This window comes from Agrobacterium sp. DSM 25558 (assembly GCF_900100825.1).
Classification (GTDB): domain Bacteria; phylum Pseudomonadota; class Alphaproteobacteria; order Rhizobiales; family Rhizobiaceae; genus Agrobacterium.
Genome location: NZ_FMUD01000008.1, coordinates 39,936 through 56,007, shown reverse-complemented (window position 1 = coordinate 56,007; position 16,072 = coordinate 39,936). Strand labels below are relative to the sequence as shown.

Genomic DNA, 16,072 nt, shown 5'->3' with positions numbered 1-16,072 from the left:
TCACACTCCACTCGCCGGTATGCCTGTGCGTTCCACCTTGCGGGGCGCGACGAGTTCTTTCCATGTCGATAATGCTTTGGCTACGGCAGGGTACGCCTCACGTGCCACGAACCGCCCGTGGCCTTCGCGCGTCTTCACTTTGCTTTCCTCGATAGCCACCATACCGCGGGAGAGCGTGAAGCGCGGCAGGCCCTTCACCGTCTGGCCTTCGAAGACGTTGTAATCGATTGCCGATTGCTGGTTTTTCGCGGTGATGGTCTTTTCCAGCATTGGATCCCAGACAACGATATCGGCATCGCTGCCGACGAGGATCGCACCCTTTTTCGGATAGAGATTGAGGATCTTGGCGATGTTGGTGGAGGTCACAGCGACGAATTCGTTCATCGTCAGTCGGCCGCTGGTTACGCCATGGGTCCACAGCAAGGGAAGCCGGTCCTCAAGCCCGCCGGTGCCGTTGGGGATTTTGGTGAAATCACCGAGGCCGTTCCGCTTCTGCTCGGTAGTGAAAGCACAATGGTCGGTCGCCACGCATTGCAGCGAACCGGCAGCGAGTCCTGCCCAGAGGCTGTCCTGATGCTGCTTGTTGCGGAACGGCGGCGACATGACGCGGCGGGCGGCGTGGTCCCAATCCGGGTTGGCATATTCGCGTTCATCGAGAATGAGATGCTGGATCAGCGGTTCGCCATAGACCCGCATGCCGTTCTGGCGCGCCCGGCGGATGGCCTCATGCGCCTGTTCGCAGGAGGTGTGGACGACATAAAGCGGCGCGCCCGCCATGTCCGCAATGATGATGGCGCGGTTGGTGGCTTCGCCCTCGACGGAGGCGGGACGGGAATAGGCATGCGCCTCTGGCCCGTTATTACCGTCTGCCAGCAATTTGGCCTGCATCTGCGCAACGATATCGCCGTTTTCCGCATGCACCATGGGCAGCGCGCCAAGCTCTGCGCAGCGGGAGAAGGAGGCGAACATTTCGTCGTCGTTCACCATCAGGGCACCCTTATAGGCCATGAAGTGTTTGAAACTGTTGATGCCCTTATCCTGAACAATGGTCTTCATGTCATTGAAGACCTGCTCGCCCCACCACGTCACAGCCATGTGAAAAGCATAGTCGCAAGTGGCGCGCGTGGCCTTGTTGTCCCAGCGGTTGAGCGCATCCAGCAGCGACTGGCCGGGCTCCGGCAGGCAGAAATCCACCACCATCGTCGTACCGCCGCTCAAGGCCGCGCGCGTACCGCTCTCGAAATCATCCGCCGAATAGGTGCCCATGAAGGGCATTTCCAGATGCACATGCGGATCAATGCCACCGGGCATGACATAGCAGCCCGTCGCATCCAGAATGGTGCCGTCGGAGAGGTCAGGCCCGATCTCGATAATGACCCCGCCATCGATTTTGACGTCGGCCTTGTAGGTCAGATCAGCGGTGACGATGGTGCCGTTCTTGATGATGGTGGTCATTCCACGATCTCCGCAGTTTCCAGAACCGCGTGCAGCAAGACGTTACACCCCGCGGCCGCCCATTCGGGAAAGATGTCTTCGGCTTCGTTGTGGGACAGGCCATCTACGCAGGGGCAGAAAATCATGGTGGAGGGGGCGACTTGCGCTGTCCAGCAGGCATCGTGGCCAGCGCCGGAGATGATGTCCATGTGGCTGTAGCCCAGTTTTTCTGCTGCATCGCGCACGTGCCCGACCAGAACGGGATCGAAGGTGACGGGGTCGAAATGGCCGATGGCTTCGATGGTGCAGCCAACGCCGAGTTCCTCTGCGATGAGCGGCACCTCACGTTCAAAGATGGCGCGCATGGCATCCAGCTTTTCCTGCGAGGGCGTGCGCAGGTCGATGGTGAAGACCACCTTGCCGGGAAGGACATTGCGGGAGTTGGGCGTAAAGATCATCTGGCCGACGCCAGCAACCGCGCCTGGCTGGTGGGCCATGGCGACGTCTTGCACCTTTTCCAGAATGCGGGCGGCCGCGAGGCCGGCATTGACGCGCATGGGCATCGGGGTGGAGCCGGTGTGGGCTTCCTTGCCGGTAAGCGTCACCTCCAGCCACCACAGGCCCTGGCAATGGGTGACGACGCCGATCTGCTTGTTCTGCGCTTCGAGGATCGGTCCCTGTTCGATGTGGTATTCGAAATAGGCGTGCATCTTGCGCGCACCGACTTCTTCGTCGCCCAGCCAGCCGATGCGCTTCAGTTCTTCGCCATAGGTCTTGCCATCAGTGTCGGTGCGGCCGTAGGCATAGTCGAGATCGTGAACACCTGCGAAAACACCGGATGCCAGCATGGCGGGGGCGAAGCGTGCGCCTTCCTCGTTAGCCCAGTTGGTGATGACGATCGGATGTTTGGTTTGGATGTCGAGGTCGTTGAGGCTCCTAACGACTTCCAGCCCGGCCAGCACGCCCAGGACACCATCGAATTTGCCGCCGGTGGGCTGGGTGTCGAGGTGGCTGCCAATATAGACGGGCAGGGCATCCGGGTCCGTGCCGGGGCGGGTGGCGAACATGGTGCCCATGGCATCGACGCCAACGCTCATGCCTGCTGTTTCACACCAGTTCTTGAAGAGCTCGCGGCCTTGCGCATCTTCATCCGTCAAGGTCTGGCGGTTGTTGCCGCCAGCAATGCCGGGACCGATCTTTGCCATGTGCATCAGGCTGTCCCACAGACGGTCGGCATTGATGATCAGGTTTTTTCCGGGCAGTTCATTTTTTGCGGGTGTTTCCGGCATGCCAGTCTTTTCCTCACCTGTTTTGATCGTCATGATGCAAGGGGCGTGCCGTTCCATTAGGATGCGGCGAAATGCTTTTGGAAATCGACCACCAATAATTTGACCGACTGGTAAACATTGTGAAATTCAGCTTTGGCACTTAAAAGAAACCGAGGGATTTTTGCCGTGTAAAGCGGTATTTTCGATTGAGCTTTGATCATCGATTATTTTTTGCCCATCTTGCCCGAATAATGCATCAAAAACAGACAGAGACCCCTTCATGCCCATACCCAGAGCGGCGAAGACACAAAAGCGAACGCGGATACAGGAAGAGAAAGAGGAGACCATTCTCGAGGCTGCTCTCGATGTCTTTTCGGCAAACGGTTTTCGCGGCACGACGATCGATCAGATTGCCGAGGTGGCGGGCATGTCAAAACCGAACGTGCTCTATTATTTTCGCACCAAGGAGGCGATGCACCGGGCGCTGATCGAGCGCGTGCTGGACACGTGGCTGGATCCGCTTCGCGCCTTCGATGCCACCGGTAATCCCGAAACGGAAATCCGCTCCTATCTTCGCCGCAAGCTGGAGATGGCGAGGGACTATCCGCGCGAAAGCAGGCTGTTTGCGAATGAGGTGTTGCAGGGCGCGCCGCATGTGGAAGACGAGTTGAAGGGGCCGCTGAAGCAGTTGGTGGATGAGAAGGCAGAGGTGATCAGGGCCTGGGCGAAGGCGGGACGAATCGCAGCTTGCGATCCCTATCATCTGATTTTCTCGATATGGGCAACGACCCAGCATTATGCCGATTTCGACGTGCAGGTTCGTTCTGTCTTAGGCGAAGGCAACGCCGGTGAGGGGCGCTTTGAGGATGCCGCCCGCTTCCTCGAGCAACTCTTCATGGGTGGTCTGGGGATAAATCCTGTGCCTTTGCGAAAAACATGATATAAATAATCAACTTTATACTTTACTCTAAAACTCATCTTTATTATCGTGCACCCAGCCTGATCGCACAGGTGGTGTTTTTTGATGATGAGGTAAGGCATGGCGCGCAAGGACAAGAAGAAGGCGGAGCGAAACGGCAAGCGGGACAATCGTCCGCAGCAGGCATCGCAACCCGTCGCACACGTCGCTGCCCCCGCCGGGCCGAGAAGCTTCCTCTATGTCGGCGGACGTGACTGTCAGGTTGCCCATCTTCGCCAGATTGCCAGCAACTTCGACGCCGAGCTTATCCACCACGATGGCGGCCTGCGTGAAGCGGTTTCGCGTATCGATACGCTGCTTCCATCGGTGGATTGCGTGTTTTGCCCCATCGACTGTATCAGCCATGATGCCTGCCTGCGGGTAAAGTCCGGCTGCAAGAAGTTTGGCAAGACCTTCATTCCGCTGCGCAATGGCAGCAAATCCAGCCTGGAGCGGGCGCTTCAGACGATGAACGACCGCGCCGCTGCCAATTGATAGGCTACTGGCGCGCCGTTTTGAAAAAAGCGGCGGCTGCCAGCGCGACCCAGCCGAGAATCATCCCAAGGCCACCAATAGGTGCGGCCATCGGGAAGGCACCGTTGCCGGTGAAATGGCGTGAGACGAGGTCGCCTGCGAAAAGCATGGTTCCGAGACCGAGCAGGATTGCTGCCGGTGCTGCGGTTTTAATACGCTCCCAGCCCACGTAGAGGCCCAGAAGAATGGGCGCATGGGCAAGGCACATGGTGGATGCGTTGCCCAGCAACTGCGTCGCACCCGTATGCGTCGCCGCCGCTGCCAGCGCTACGCCGCCTGCACCCATAAGGCCGGAGAGGAAAAGGCTCGTCGGACGCAGCCAACTCTTGCTCATGATGCGGTGTCTTCCTGATTTTGCATGTGGAATGCCAGACGTTCTATCGGCGTCCAGATGATGTCACGAAGCTTGGGATTGTCGATGGTCTCGTCCATGGCCCGGCGGAAGCACAGCAACCATTCGTCACGTTCCGCAGCGCCGATGGGGGCAACGAAATGCCGCCGCCTTAGCATGGGATGACCATATTTTTCGACGTAAACAGGTGGTCCACCGAGATAGCCGAGCAGATAATCGGTAAATTTGCTTTCGCTGCCGCAAAGGTCCGATGGATGGATGGCGCGGCAGCGCGCGGCTTCCGGCAGAGTATCCATCAATTCGTAAAAACGCCTGGTCAGTGCACGGACGGTGGTCTCACCGCCGATGGCCTCATAAAGCGTGATGGTTTTGTCCGACACCGCGTGCAGTCTCCATTTCCTGTCGGTTTTGCCGCTTCATGGCAAAAAGCGCAACAGCAAAGGGCAGGTGCGGCAATTCGCTTCGCAGCACCTGAAAGAGATTTCAGCCGAAATTGCGGATGAGATCGAGCCCTTTGTTCAACAGCGCGTTTGCTTCATCTTCACTTGCGGCCTCCACATAGCAGCGCATCTCCGGGGCATTGCCGGAGGGGCGGAAGTGGATGGTGTTGCCGTTGCTGAGCGTGACCCGCAGGCCATCGATATCGCTGGTCTCTTTGACAGTACCGACGGGCTTGAGGAAGTTTTCGAGATTTGTCGATGACGAGCGCAGATGCTCCATAAGCGCAGCGCTTTTTTCCTGTGCAAAATCTTGCAGGCGGTCTGCTGCCGCGACGGGAAGCTTGTAGGCAGCGGCGATCTCGGACAGCGGTTTGTTCTGTTCGGCTGCGAGTTTCAAGGCCGCGAGCAGAGGCAGGAAGCAATCACGGGTCGGCAGGGCGGAAACCGTCTTGCCATTCAGTGTGAAGGGCGACGCCGTCAGAAAACCCCCATTGGCTTCGAAGCCGATCACGCCCTTATTGCCCTTTGATAGAGCCTCTTCCATGCCCGCAATCACGAAGGGCGATCCGACTTTGGTGCGCAGAACCTCGAAATCGCCGCTGCTTTCGATGCCGGAATTGGAGGTGACGGGTGTGACGACGACATCCGCTTTCAAGAAATTCGCAGTAATGAGACCGAGCAGATCGCCGCGCAAGGGAACGCCATGCTCATCCGCCAGCAAGGGGCGGTCGCCGTCACCATCAGCGGAAATGATGGCATCGAGCTTGTGCTCAGTGGACCATGTCTTGAGCTTCTCCAAAGTGTCGGCAGAGACTGCTTCCGTGTCTACTGGAATGAATGTTTCAGAGCGACCAAGCGACAGAACATCTGCGCCATAATGCTTCAGAACGTCCACGAAAGCGTCACGGGCTACCGTGCTGTGCTGGTAAACGCCAATCTTGAGGCCGGACAGTGAGTTGTCAGGGAGAAGGGATGCGTTCCGTTCGAAGAAGAATGCATTGGCTTGATCCGCACGGTTTTCCGCCAAGGCAGATGTTACGGAGATATTTTCCACCTCTACCGTCTTGGCGAGGTCTGCAATCGCGGTTTCGTCCTGTTTGTCGATCTCGCCATCCGGGCGGTAGAATTTGATGCCGTTGCGATCTGCGGGAATGTGGGAACCTGTGATCATCAGTGCCGCTGCCTTGAGGGACAGGCTGTAAAGCGCCAGTGCCGGTGTTGGCAGCGCGCCGCAATCGATGGGCTTCAGACCTGCTGCTGCGAGTGCGCCGATGCAGGTCTGCGCAATCGCTGGGCTTGAGTCTCTGAAGTCCTGCCCGATCAGAATAGGATCGCCAGCTTTTGCTTGTCCAGAAGTGAGAAGATGTCGCGCGAAGGCCGTGGCATATATGGCGGATGCCTTGCCTTTTAAATCCTGCGAAAGTCCGCGAAGACCGCTTGTTCCAAACTTCAGGCTCATGTCAAATGCTTCCTTATTCCGGGTCGTTCCATGCTACTTCGATCAAAGAGATCGCAGACTTAACGCAAAAAGCGCCGCATTGATCCCCAATTTCGATATGCTTCTGGTTGGTACCCGATCGGCAATGATCTCTCAAGTTTTGACAGTTCGCGGTGATCCGCCATATATCAAGCCGGTGTCGTAATCGGTAATTTTAATGGGAAGTGGGTCACATGGACACTGTATCGATCGATAATCGAGGTGATTTCGGTCTTTGGGCAATTGAGCGTGCCAAGGCCATTATCGCAGAGGAAGGGTCCGAACTTGCGATAGCGTCACGGGATGGGAATCAGGATGCGATCCGCGAAGCCGCCAACAATCTGGGTGCGGCCATTTCCGCCGCACTTCTGGAAGTCTATGACGGTCTTGTGCCGGAGGAGTGATCTGCCCGGCTGATGCCCGCATAGCGAAGCGCGATGAAGGCCGTGAGACAGGCCACCGCGAAGGCGTTGAGGTTGAAAAGCTTGGCCAGGTCAGGCGCGCTCCAGATGTGGAGCGCATCGCCAATCAGATAGCGGGTGAACAGGAAGCCTGCAAAGACCACGCCGGTCATGCCGATTTGCCAGTATCTTTCGCGCGTCCGGAACGATAGGGCCACGAGCATGATGCAGGCTGCGAAAAACAGCTCAGTGCCCGCAGCGGTGCCAAACAGCTTGGTCTCGAAAATCGTATCGATGGTGCCAATCAGCGGTAATGCGACCCGCGCAGCAAGCGCCGATCTGCGGGCAAGGAGTGGAATGGCGAGAAAGAAAAACATCGAGACAACGCTGATCAGCGATGCCTCGACACCGTCTCCAACCCGCCACCAGATGGACAGAGGATAGAACGGCTTGTTGAGAATGATGACCCAGGCGACGGTCAGTGTCGCCGCCGTCAGAGGATCATGCGTTCTATCCTTGCTTGTCATGCGTCAGCTTCTCACGGGCGAGAGCAGATAGTGGCCAACGCCCCAGATTGCGCCCTTATCATGGCCAAACAGCCCGGCCGTTGCCAGGAAGAACAAGCGCCAGCGGCGACGCCAGAGGTTTGCGTCAGGGCCGTATACTTGCTGCAGTATCGGCGTGATGCGTGCGGATTCGCGGTCGAAATTTGTGAGCCAGTCCATTGCCGTGCGTCGGTAATGATCTCCAGACCATCGCCATTCGGCCTCGACATTGTAGATGTCCTCAAAGCGGTGCGGCAGATCATGTGCGGGCATGATGCCGCCGGTGAAAAAGTGGTGGGCAATCCAGTCCGCCGGATCGTTCTGGTCGAAACGATAGGACCGGTCCTTGTGGGTGAAGACGTGAATGAAAAGCTTGCCGTCGTCCTTCAACCAGTTTCGTGTCCGCTCCATCAGCGCACGCCAGTTCGACATGTGCTCGAACATCTCCACTGAAACGACACGGTCGAAGCTGCCGGATGGCGCAAAATCATTCATGTCTGCAGTGATGATCGTCAGGTTGTGAATGCCCTGGCTTTCCGCTTGGCTGACAATGTAGGCGCGCTGAGATGCCGAATTGGAGACCGAGGTGATGCGGGAATTCGGAAACTGGCGGGCCATGTAGAGCGACAGCGAACCCCAGCCGCAGCCCAGTTCCAGAATGTCCATTCCATCAGAGAGATCGGCATGTTTGACCGTTTCTGCCAAAGCCGCTGTTTCGGCATCATCCAGCGTGGTGGTGGCGCTGGGATAATAGCAGCAGGAGTATTTTCGCTGCGCGCCGAGCACCAGCGAGAAGAACTCTGCCGGCACCTCGTAATGCTGGCGGTTGGCCTCATCCGTGTGGATCGCGACGGGAAAATCCGCCATGTCGCGCGCGAAAGCCAGCTCTTCGTCGTGCGATACTCTTTCCATTTTGCGTTTCGTCCGAGCGCACAGGAAATCGATGCCAGCCAGCGTCAAGCTGTCGGAAAACGGTGCTCTTTCGGCGGTGTTGATGGCAAAAGCCAGCATGTTCATGGTTATTCCTCCTCTTTTCTCGGTCCGGGAAAAAATGCGTTGACGCGACGCTGAAGCGAGCGAAATTTTTCGCCCCGCGACCGCAGCATATGCTCCTCAAGCGGGGGAATGCCCGACGCATGAACCAGCAGCCAGTACATGAGGGCAGGGGCGAGCAGCGCTGCCCAGCTCCATGGCGACGAACCCGTCAGCGCCAGCAACGGCCACGCACACCAGAACAGCCATTCAAAGAAGTAATTGGGATGGCGCGAATAACGCCAGAGGCCTTCTTCACAGATTTCAGTCTTCGCCTCCGGCTTCTTGCGAAAATGTGCAAGCTGACGGTCTGACAGGGCTTCGCCACCCAAAGCCACCACGGCTACGATGATGCCTGCGATATCCAGAATGCCCGGGAATTGTGAGCCGTTCGACGCCGCAACATAGACTGCAAGCACGAGAATGAACCCTGCCAGTGCTTGGATTTGCAGAAACTGAAACAGACGGCGGCTTGCTTTGGTGCCCCATTCCTCGACCAGTTTGGCGTAGCGCGGGTCCTCGCCACCACCTTTTGTGCGCGAACCGATGTGGCTTCCAAGCCGGATCGACCAAATCGCGACAATCAGGAAAGCAGCGACGCGCCGCTCGAACGTACCGTCTGCCGCCACGATGACGGCAAGACCGCCGATGCCGATCGCAAAAGACCAGATCGTATCGATCCAGCCGCTGGCACCGGTTTTTCTCTGGATGGCCCAAGCCGCTGTCATTGCCAGACTAAGGCCGATGGCGATCACGATCAGCAGTCCATAATTCATCGCAAGGGTCTTCCCATCAAATCGCTGTGCTTTTTCATAGACTACGGTGAGGCGACCGATTTGGTTTTCATGTCTGCGTAAAAATGATCCGACGACGACAAGTGATCCAAATTGGCGTTTCGACCGTTCTACTCTGCAAAAGCCGATGCCAATGCATCGCGGTGGAGGAAACTGTCATGAAAGCCATAGTGAAATACGCAGCCTGCATTGTACTCGCTTGCGCAGGGAGTGCTTCCGCTGCCGACATTAACGGCCAGTGGGCGCGCGGTGATGGCAACGCGAAAGTGCAGATCGCGCCCTGCGGTTCTGACATCTGCGCGACCAACACTTGGATCAAACCCGGCACGCCGAAAGAAAAGACCGGCGACCGGCTGGTGATGAGCATCAAGCCGACCTCTGACGGTGAATATGCCGGGACCGCGTTCGATCCACAGCGTGACCTCACCTACAAACTGACCGTTTCGGTCAAGGGCGATACGATGACGACCAAGGGCTGTGTTCTGGCAGGCATCATCTGCAAGGGCGTCGACTGGTCTCGCATACAGTAATGATTGGAAAGGCTGGGTTTGGAATGAAAAAACGTGTGGTTGCCTACATCTCGACTTTGGTCGTCTTCGTCGCGATTGACTTTGTCTGGCTCAGCGTCATGGCAAATGTGCTCTACAGACCTGCACTCGGCGACATGCTGGCGGCGGAGTTTCGCCTGATGCCTGCCTTGTTGTTCTACTTTATGTATGCGGCTGGCCTCACCTTCTTTGCGGTACGCCCCGGTCTGGTCACCGCCAAATTCGGCACATCGTTTCTTTATGGCGGCCTGTTGGGTTTCATGGCTTACGGCACCTACGATCTCACCAACCAGGCAACCTTGGCCAACTGGTCTACGACGTTGACGGTTGCAGATCTGATCTGGGGTTCTCTGCTGTCTGCCATTTCAGCCTGTGCTGGACACTGGGTGACTGAAAAAGTGAGCGGGCGCATCGTCCGCTAGATATCCTAGCCCATACAGTTTTCTACTCCTTGCAGGATCATCATGGCATCTTATCTCGTTGGTATGTGTGGTATCGTCTTCGCGATGATGCTTGGGGGAAGCGCTTTGGCTTCTGAAAAAATCGATAGCGCACTCACGTCCGGCGAAGTCAAAATCGATGTTGGTGGCTTCAAGCTCAACAGCGTCCTTTTGCCCGCGAAAAAAGGCGCGACGCTTCCGCCCATCATTTTCATCCACGGTGCCAGCACCAGCCTTTATGACCCCATGTATACCTTCCGCGACAAGCTGGAAGGCAAGGCGACACTGTTGTTCGTCGACAGGCCCGGTCACGGACGCTCCGATATCGGACCTAAAGACAATATCCAGCCAGATGCGCAGGCAGACGCCATTGCGCGGCTGATGAAAAAGCGCGGCATCCGCAAGGCGATTATCGTCGGGCATTCCTTCGGTGGAGCGATAACGGCGGCTTTCGCCATGCGGCATAAGGACATGGTCGAGGGATTGGTGTTTTTATCCCCGGCACTCTACCCATGGCCGGGCGGCGTTTCCTGGTATTACGATGCGGCCAGTGTGCCGGTGGCTGGCGTACTGTTCAGCACGCTGATTGCGCCCGCCGCCGGTGCTCTGGTGATCGACGGTGCGGTGAAGTCCGTTTTTGCGCCCAATCCACGGCCTGCGGATTACATATCCAAAACGAAAGCCTATCAGGCCTTGCGCCCCGTGGCTTTTCGCCACAATGCGCAGGAGGTCGCGGGTCTCAATGCCTGGGCTAAAACAGCCTCTGCCGGATTTCGCACTATAAAGGCACCGACTGTCATCATCGCCGGCGACGCCGACAAGGTGGTTTCGACCGAAATCCACTCACGCCATCTGGCGCGGGACATCAGCGGTGCAGAGCTTATCGTCGTGCATAATCTCGGACATAAATCGGATTATGTGGCGAGTGATCTGGCCGTTGCCGCAATCGAAAAAATCGCTGGTAAAAAACGTAATCTGAAGGCTATCGCGAAAACGCTGGAAGCCAAAATCGCCAATGACGGCAAGTAAAGAAAACTGGCCGGTCTGAACCGGCCAGTCATAGCTCCGCCAGCTTACACGGCAGGGAGAACGGCGATAGCGCGGATAGGCGTTTCGACGCCGGTCACATCAGCCACCTTCGTTGCCTTGCCGGTTTCCAGATCGACGGTGTAGAGCGTCTTGTCTGCGGCCAGCCATGCGGTGTTCTTGCCTTCCGCAGTCGTCTGGATGTCGAAGGCATAGGTTGCGGGCTTGCCATCGATGCCAAGCTTGCCGATGGCCTTCAGCGTCCCATCATTTGGCTTCGTCTGCTGAACCAGGGCACCAATGGTGGCATCGATGTTGTACATCGCTGTCTTTTCAGGCTTGCCATAGGAGTTGGTATAGGCAGCAGCCACCACGTTCGGTGTTTCACCCTTGTGCATGTCGCCGTCTTCATAGGCCAGCGTACCATCAACCGTTACGGCACCCGTATCCGGGTGTACGCGGTGGTTGGTGGTGCCGGTCATGTAGCGAAGGCGGTCTGCCATCGGGTTGAAGTCCACGATGACAGGAGCCTGGGTCATGGCCAAAGGCTTGTCCATTTTCGCAACTTCGGTGGCGGCACCTGTTTCGAGGTTGATCGAAACTATGGTGTTATCTGGTGTTACGCCGATGACGGTCTTGTTGCCGGGACGAAAATCGATGCCGACCAGTTTGTCGACGCCGGTGACGTCCATGGTCTTCGTGACGGCAGGTTTTTCGGTATCGAACATGACGAGTGTCTTGTCGCCGGTCAGGCCCAGAACAGGTGCTGCCGAGGCAAAGGTAGCGGTTGCTGCAAGCAGGGCAGAGGCAATCGATGCTGTGCGAAGGATGGTCATATCTTTCTCCCGTGTTTGATCTGTTTCAAGAGGTGGCCAGCAAGATGCTTTCCATCACTCTTGAAGGTTAGACACATGGGGAGGGTCGTTTGGATGCAGCGGTCTAAAATTTTTTTGTGATTTGCATCCATGCCCCTCTTTCATGTGTATGATTTCTGAAACGATGTGGTCATCGGGAGAGCCTCTTTGGACGTGAAGCAGACACAAGCAGACGATTTTGGCGCAGCGCTTCACGCATGTGCCAGGGGAGATCGAAACGGCTTGCGGTTGATCTTCGACAAGGAGGCCGGGCGGTTGATTGCCGTGGCTGAACGCATCGTGCGCAGACGCGATCTGGCCGAAGAAGTCGTTCAGGAAGCCTTTATCCGCATCTGGAAAAACGCATCTCAATATGCGCCGGAACGCGGCTCCGCGCGCGGCTGGATTTACGCCATCGTGCGTAACCGTGCACTCAACATGCTCAGGGATGGCAAGCGCGAGGATCTGGTGGCCGACGACCGTCTGGATACGCTGCAGGAAGCGCAGCACGTCGAACACATCATGACATCCTGGCACCGGCTGGATCAGAGCAGCAGGCTTCGCGATTGCCTTTCCACCCTGGATGAAACCAGACGTCGCGGCATTCTCATGGCCTATGTGGGCGGTTATACGCACGGGGAAATTGCTGGTCGGCTGAAAGTGCCGCTGGGAACGACGAAATCGTGGATACGACGCGGCCTTTCTTCGCTTCGGGAGTGCATGGCATGACGATATCAAGGGAAGACATGGCCCGCGTGGCGGACGAATATGTCCTCGGCCTTCTCGATGACGACGAAAGTCGACGCGTGGAGACCGAAAGCCATAAGGACGGCGAACTGCGCGATGCCATCGCCACGAGCCGCGAACGCTTTCTGCCGCTCGATCTATCCGTGGAAGAAGCCATACCGAGCGCGTCGCTCTGGCAGCGGATCGATGCCGATTTGAGTGGCAATCAAGAACAGCAGAATGCCCCCGTGCATCCTACCCCATCCAACGACAACCGTCTCCACGTCTGGAAGCGAACAGCCGTTGCGTCTCTGGCTGCATCGCTGTTGCTCACCGCAGGTCTCGGCTGGTCGCTGATGCGCAAGGTGGACCCGGTCGTCATCGCGATTTTGCTGAACGATGCGGGCGAACCCCAGGCGATCGTCGAGGATTTCAGCAACGAACAGGCCAGCATCCGTCTGCTCGCCGACTTCGTTGTGCCAGAGGGAAAAACCATGCAGGTCTGGACCCTTCCCAACCAGGAAACCGGCCCTGTCTCCCTCGGACTGCTGAACGAACACCGCTCCGCCAAACTCGCAACGCCGTCGCTTCCGAGGCCCAAGGATAAACAACTCTACGAAATCACGCTGGAGCAAACAGGCGGCTCGCCAACGGGCAGGCCAACAGGGCCGATATTGGTCAAGGGGCTTGCGAAGATACCCTTGTAGTGGCGCAACGGGTATGTCGTTTTTTGACGATAGCTTCGGCAGATGGTCATACGCCATCGCGCGCTTCACTCGGAACCCAGCCCCTCGTATAGCCCCGGCCCATCGCCACAACGGCCAGACTGAGCTGGTGCTGCAGGTGTTCGATCTCTTCCTGCATCGCTTCGATAGCGGCCGTGGCGTCTCCGTCATGGCATTGCAAAATGTATTCAGCCACATCGTTGACGGCTTTGGTTATCTCCGGGTGCACGTTTTCAATCTCCATTTTTCAGAGCCTCAATGCCGCATAGTCGGTGGAATACCCGCCCCGGTGCCAATTTCGTTCTACTTATGTTCTCAATATTGAATGAGTCAACAAGACTTTTTATCGAGTTGCAGGCCCTTCGGTTTTCACGTTAGGTGCCGAGACTGACGGAAGATGGGATTTGCAATTGAACGGGCAAGAAGACCCTTCGGGAGAAAAACAGCGACGAGGACGCGCCTTCTGGCCGTGGCTGGTATTGCTCGCTGTTACGCTTTTGGCAATTTATGCCTATGGACAAGCCGTCGAGGCGTGGGGCGATATGGTCAGAACGTGGCGAGATCTCGTCCAGCTTTTCTGGTGGATTGTTCCTGACGGGCAGTAGAAAAATATGGCGCACCCGACAGGATTCGAACCTGTGACCTTTGGAATCGGAATCCAACACTCTATCCAGCTGAGCTACGGGTGCATCCGTGTGTGCGATGAATCGCATCTGGCGGCGATTGGTTCTTAACCCAGCTTGTCTTTCGCATCAATGCGTAAAATTGATATGGTGTTCTGTGAAGCTGCGGTTATGCAGAAATTCATGTTTAAATATTGGTTTTTCTCGCTCAAAAATTGAACAATAAAAAATTCCGACGATGAAATTTTGAGTATTTTTTGACGGTTGTCTATTCCATCTTTCGTCGTTTGATCTGCGTATAAATCATTTGGCTTCCCGTCGGAGATGCGGATTTCTTAGGGAACGGCTCGTTAAATGCGGAGACAGATATGCAGGCTCTGCTATGTTTGCGCTAACTTGAGACGACACTGATAAGTCACGGGGCAAAACTTTATATCTTTGCTTTATCTATTATTAAACCTTGTTCTAATAAACATAATTGGGTAATTTGAGAATAATTCAAAGGCGAATCAAAGGGGACAGATATGACGATAGGTCTCGCATTCGAGCATGGCAGAGGTAAGATGGCCTATGTGGAGGCTGAGGAAGCGCCACTGGTTTCCAAAGGTGAAATTGATTATTCTATCCTATCCGAAGCTGTTGTTTATCGGCTGCGACGTGCTCAGCTATCGGTTGTGAGCGAGTTTAACGAGAGCCTGTTCGAATTCGGACTTCGACCCGCTGATTTTTCAGTTTTGATCGTCGTCGCCAACAATACCGGCTTGAAGCAGAGCGATGTGGCCGAAGCGCTGGGAATTCAGCGTGCCAACTTCGTGGCCATTATCGATGGTCTCGAGGATAAGGGGCTTCTGCAAAGACGCCGTTCCGATTCCGACCGCCGTGTCCACTATATTGAGATGACTGACGAAGGTCGTTCCGTTCTGGAAGAGATTTCCCAGATATGGAAAAGTCACGAAGCCAAGTTGATCGATCGTCTCGGTGGCGAGAAAGCGCGTGACCAGTTGGTTGGCCTTCTGCGCCGTATTCAGGACTGATCAACAGCGGCTCCTTGCAAAGTTTCTAAGATAAAAGGTGCGGTTCTGCCGCACCTTTTTTTGCTTTTCGCGTTCTCACATTTTCATAGCGCCGGGGCCTGCCGTTGCGCCCGGCGGTACCTTGCCAAGAATGATCATACCCAGCACTTCGTCCTTGGTAACATCCTGCGTTCTGGCGTGGCCGACCACTTTGCCGTTCTTCATGACGAAAACCCGGTCTGCGAGATCGAAGACATCGTGGATGTCATGGCTGATGAGGAAGATGCCGATGCCCTCTTTCTTCAGTTCCTTGACGAGATCGCCGACCTGAGCAGTTTCTTGTGGACCTAATGCTGCCGTTGGCTCATCCATGATGAGAATGCGCGCATCGAAGAGAATCACGCGGGCAATGGCGACAGATTGGCGCTGGCCGCCGGAAAGCGCTTTCACCGGCTCCTTGAAGCGCTTGAAGTTGGGGTTGAGGCGGCCCATCACCTCACGGGCGGAAGCTTCCATGGCCACATCATCCAGCGTGCCCCAGGGAGTGCGCAGCTCGCGGCCGAGATAAAGATTGGCGGCAGCATCGACATTATCTGCGACGGCCAGTGTCTGGTAGATGGTTTCGATGCCGTATTTCTTGGCATCGCGCGGATTGCGGATATCGACTTCTTCACCATTGATCAGGATTTCGCCACCGTCGCGACGGTAAGCGCCAGACAGGACTTTGATCAGTGTCGATTTGCCTGCGCCGTTGTGGCCTAGCAGCGCCACGACCTCACCGGGGTGAAGATCGACCGAGGCGTTTTCCACGGCGTGGATGCCGCCGAACGAGATGGAAATATTGCGCATTTCCACAAGCGGAGTGGATTGGTCCGTCATATC

21 protein-coding genes and 1 tRNA gene are annotated in these 16,072 nt (G+C 56.4%); 10 read left to right on the top strand and 12 right to left on the bottom strand.

Annotation, left to right across the window (positions count from 1 at the left end; all coding sequences use genetic code 11):
* The gene (gene hydA, locus DSM25558_RS09105) at positions 1-1,455 is read right to left on the bottom strand and encodes a dihydropyrimidinase (RefSeq protein ID WP_077103976.1); all 1,455 of its coding nucleotides are present in this window, start codon (positions 1,453-1,455) and stop codon (positions 1-3) included.
* A complete protein-coding gene (locus tag DSM25558_RS09100; protein ID WP_077104191.1) occupies positions 1,452-2,723 on the bottom strand; it encodes a Zn-dependent hydrolase in 1,272 nt (423 codons plus the stop codon). Before DSM25558_RS09100 ends, hydA begins: the two co-directional genes overlap by 4 nt.
* A 259-nt stretch (positions 2,724-2,982) precedes the next feature.
* Between DSM25558_RS09100 and DSM25558_RS09095 the strand changes: the two genes are divergently transcribed.
* Positions 2,983-3,642, top strand: coding sequence for a TetR family transcriptional regulator C-terminal domain-containing protein (locus DSM25558_RS09095; RefSeq protein WP_077103974.1), 660 nt, complete (start codon positions 2,983-2,985; stop codon positions 3,640-3,642).
* A 99-nt stretch (positions 3,643-3,741) separates the two neighbouring features.
* Entirely contained in the window at positions 3,742-4,155 is a 414-nt protein-coding gene (locus DSM25558_RS09090; protein WP_077103972.1) for a DUF2325 domain-containing protein, read from the top strand.
* A 4-nt stretch (positions 4,156-4,159) separates the two neighbouring features.
* On the opposite strand, the gene DSM25558_RS09085 is transcribed toward DSM25558_RS09090, so the two are convergent.
* The 3 genes from DSM25558_RS09085 to DSM25558_RS09075 all read right to left on the bottom strand — a co-directional run bounded on the left by DSM25558_RS09085 (position 4,160) and on the right by DSM25558_RS09075 (position 6,445).
* Positions 4,160-4,528, bottom strand: a complete 369-nt coding sequence (locus tag DSM25558_RS09085; protein ID WP_077103970.1) for a DUF423 domain-containing protein — start codon at positions 4,526-4,528, stop codon at positions 4,160-4,162.
* Positions 4,525-4,926 (bottom strand): group II truncated hemoglobin, encoded by a 402-nt coding sequence (locus DSM25558_RS09080; RefSeq protein WP_077103968.1) that lies wholly within the window; start codon positions 4,924-4,926, stop codon positions 4,525-4,527. The genes DSM25558_RS09085 and DSM25558_RS09080 overlap by 4 nt, the downstream gene beginning before the upstream one ends.
* Before the next feature lie 103 nt (positions 4,927-5,029).
* Positions 5,030-6,445 carry a phosphomannomutase gene (locus tag DSM25558_RS09075; protein WP_077103966.1) on the bottom strand — a complete coding sequence of 472 codons (1,416 nt, stop codon included), beginning with the start codon at positions 6,443-6,445 and terminating at the stop codon, positions 5,030-5,032.
* Between the two features lie 212 nt (positions 6,446-6,657).
* On the opposite strand from DSM25558_RS09075, the gene DSM25558_RS09070 reads away from it, so the two are divergent.
* Positions 6,658-6,867 (top strand): hypothetical protein, encoded by a 210-nt coding sequence (locus tag DSM25558_RS09070; protein ID WP_077103964.1) that lies wholly within the window; start codon positions 6,658-6,660, stop codon positions 6,865-6,867.
* Here DSM25558_RS09070 and DSM25558_RS09065 read toward each other — a convergent pair.
* The 3 genes from DSM25558_RS09065 to DSM25558_RS09055 are packed head-to-tail and all read right to left on the bottom strand — an operon-like array spanning position 6,840 to position 9,217.
* Positions 6,840-7,391, bottom strand: a complete 552-nt coding sequence (locus tag DSM25558_RS09065; protein ID WP_077103962.1) for a hypothetical protein — start codon at positions 7,389-7,391, stop codon at positions 6,840-6,842. The two genes, DSM25558_RS09070 and DSM25558_RS09065, sit on opposite strands and share 28 nt — an antisense overlap.
* Positions 7,392-7,394: 3 nt before the next feature.
* Positions 7,395-8,426, bottom strand: a complete 1,032-nt coding sequence (locus tag DSM25558_RS09060) for an SAM-dependent methyltransferase (protein WP_077103960.1) — start codon at positions 8,424-8,426, stop codon at positions 7,395-7,397.
* A gap of 2 nt (positions 8,427-8,428) precedes the next feature.
* A complete protein-coding gene (locus tag DSM25558_RS09055) occupies positions 8,429-9,217 on the bottom strand; it encodes a DUF1295 domain-containing protein (protein ID WP_077103958.1) in 789 nt (262 codons plus the stop codon).
* A 176-nt stretch (positions 9,218-9,393) separates the two neighbouring features.
* Between DSM25558_RS09055 and DSM25558_RS09050 the strand changes: the two genes are divergently transcribed.
* The 3 genes from DSM25558_RS09050 to DSM25558_RS09040 are packed head-to-tail and all read left to right on the top strand — an operon-like array spanning position 9,394 to position 11,252.
* Positions 9,394-9,765: a DUF2147 domain-containing protein gene (locus tag DSM25558_RS09050; protein WP_077103956.1), complete on the top strand. Its 372-nt coding sequence runs from the start codon at positions 9,394-9,396 to the stop codon at positions 9,763-9,765.
* 23 nt (positions 9,766-9,788) lie between these two features.
* Positions 9,789-10,205 carry a DUF2177 family protein gene (locus DSM25558_RS09045; RefSeq protein WP_077103954.1) on the top strand — a complete coding sequence of 139 codons (417 nt, stop codon included), beginning with the start codon at positions 9,789-9,791 and terminating at the stop codon, positions 10,203-10,205.
* A gap of 42 nt (positions 10,206-10,247) precedes the next feature.
* Positions 10,248-11,252, top strand: coding sequence for an alpha/beta fold hydrolase (locus DSM25558_RS09040; protein WP_077103952.1), 1,005 nt, complete (start codon positions 10,248-10,250; stop codon positions 11,250-11,252).
* 44 nt (positions 11,253-11,296) lie between these two features.
* Here the strand turns inward: DSM25558_RS09040 and DSM25558_RS09035 are convergent, their stop codons facing one another.
* Positions 11,297-12,085, bottom strand: a complete 789-nt coding sequence (locus DSM25558_RS09035) for a DUF4394 domain-containing protein (RefSeq protein ID WP_077103949.1) — start codon at positions 12,083-12,085, stop codon at positions 11,297-11,299.
* A 192-nt stretch (positions 12,086-12,277) separates the two neighbouring features.
* Between DSM25558_RS09035 and DSM25558_RS09030 the strand changes: the two genes are divergently transcribed.
* On the top strand, positions 12,278-12,832 hold the full coding sequence (locus DSM25558_RS09030) for a sigma-70 family RNA polymerase sigma factor (RefSeq protein ID WP_077104189.1): 555 nt from the start codon (positions 12,278-12,280) through the stop codon (positions 12,830-12,832).
* A complete protein-coding gene (locus tag DSM25558_RS09025; RefSeq protein WP_077103947.1) occupies positions 12,829-13,536 on the top strand; it encodes an anti-sigma factor in 708 nt (235 codons plus the stop codon). The genes DSM25558_RS09030 and DSM25558_RS09025 overlap by 4 nt, the downstream gene beginning before the upstream one ends.
* A 46-nt stretch (positions 13,537-13,582) precedes the next feature.
* On the opposite strand, the gene DSM25558_RS09020 is transcribed toward DSM25558_RS09025, so the two are convergent.
* A complete protein-coding gene (locus DSM25558_RS09020; RefSeq protein ID WP_077103945.1) occupies positions 13,583-13,798 on the bottom strand; it encodes a hypothetical protein in 216 nt (71 codons plus the stop codon).
* Positions 13,799-13,964: 166 nt separating this feature from the next.
* Here DSM25558_RS09020 and DSM25558_RS09015 point away from each other — a divergent pair, with 166 nt between their 5' ends.
* Complete coding sequence (locus DSM25558_RS09015; RefSeq protein WP_077104187.1) at positions 13,965-14,159, top strand: hypothetical protein; 195 nt, start codon at positions 13,965-13,967, stop codon at positions 14,157-14,159.
* 7 nt (positions 14,160-14,166) lie between these two features.
* Here the strand turns inward: DSM25558_RS09015 and DSM25558_RS09010 are convergent.
* Positions 14,167-14,243: transfer RNA gene (locus tag DSM25558_RS09010), tRNA-Arg, on the bottom strand.
* Between the two features lie 458 nt (positions 14,244-14,701).
* Here DSM25558_RS09010 and DSM25558_RS09005 point away from each other — a divergent pair.
* A complete protein-coding gene (locus tag DSM25558_RS09005) occupies positions 14,702-15,211 on the top strand; it encodes a MarR family winged helix-turn-helix transcriptional regulator (RefSeq protein ID WP_244554145.1) in 510 nt (169 codons plus the stop codon).
* A gap of 75 nt (positions 15,212-15,286) precedes the next feature.
* Here DSM25558_RS09005 and DSM25558_RS09000 read toward each other — a convergent pair whose 3' ends face one another.
* The gene (locus DSM25558_RS09000; RefSeq protein ID WP_077103943.1) at positions 15,287-16,069 is read right to left on the bottom strand and encodes an ATP-binding cassette domain-containing protein; all 783 of its coding nucleotides are present in this window, start codon (positions 16,067-16,069) and stop codon (positions 15,287-15,289) included.
* Positions 16,070-16,072 lie beyond the last annotated feature (3 nt).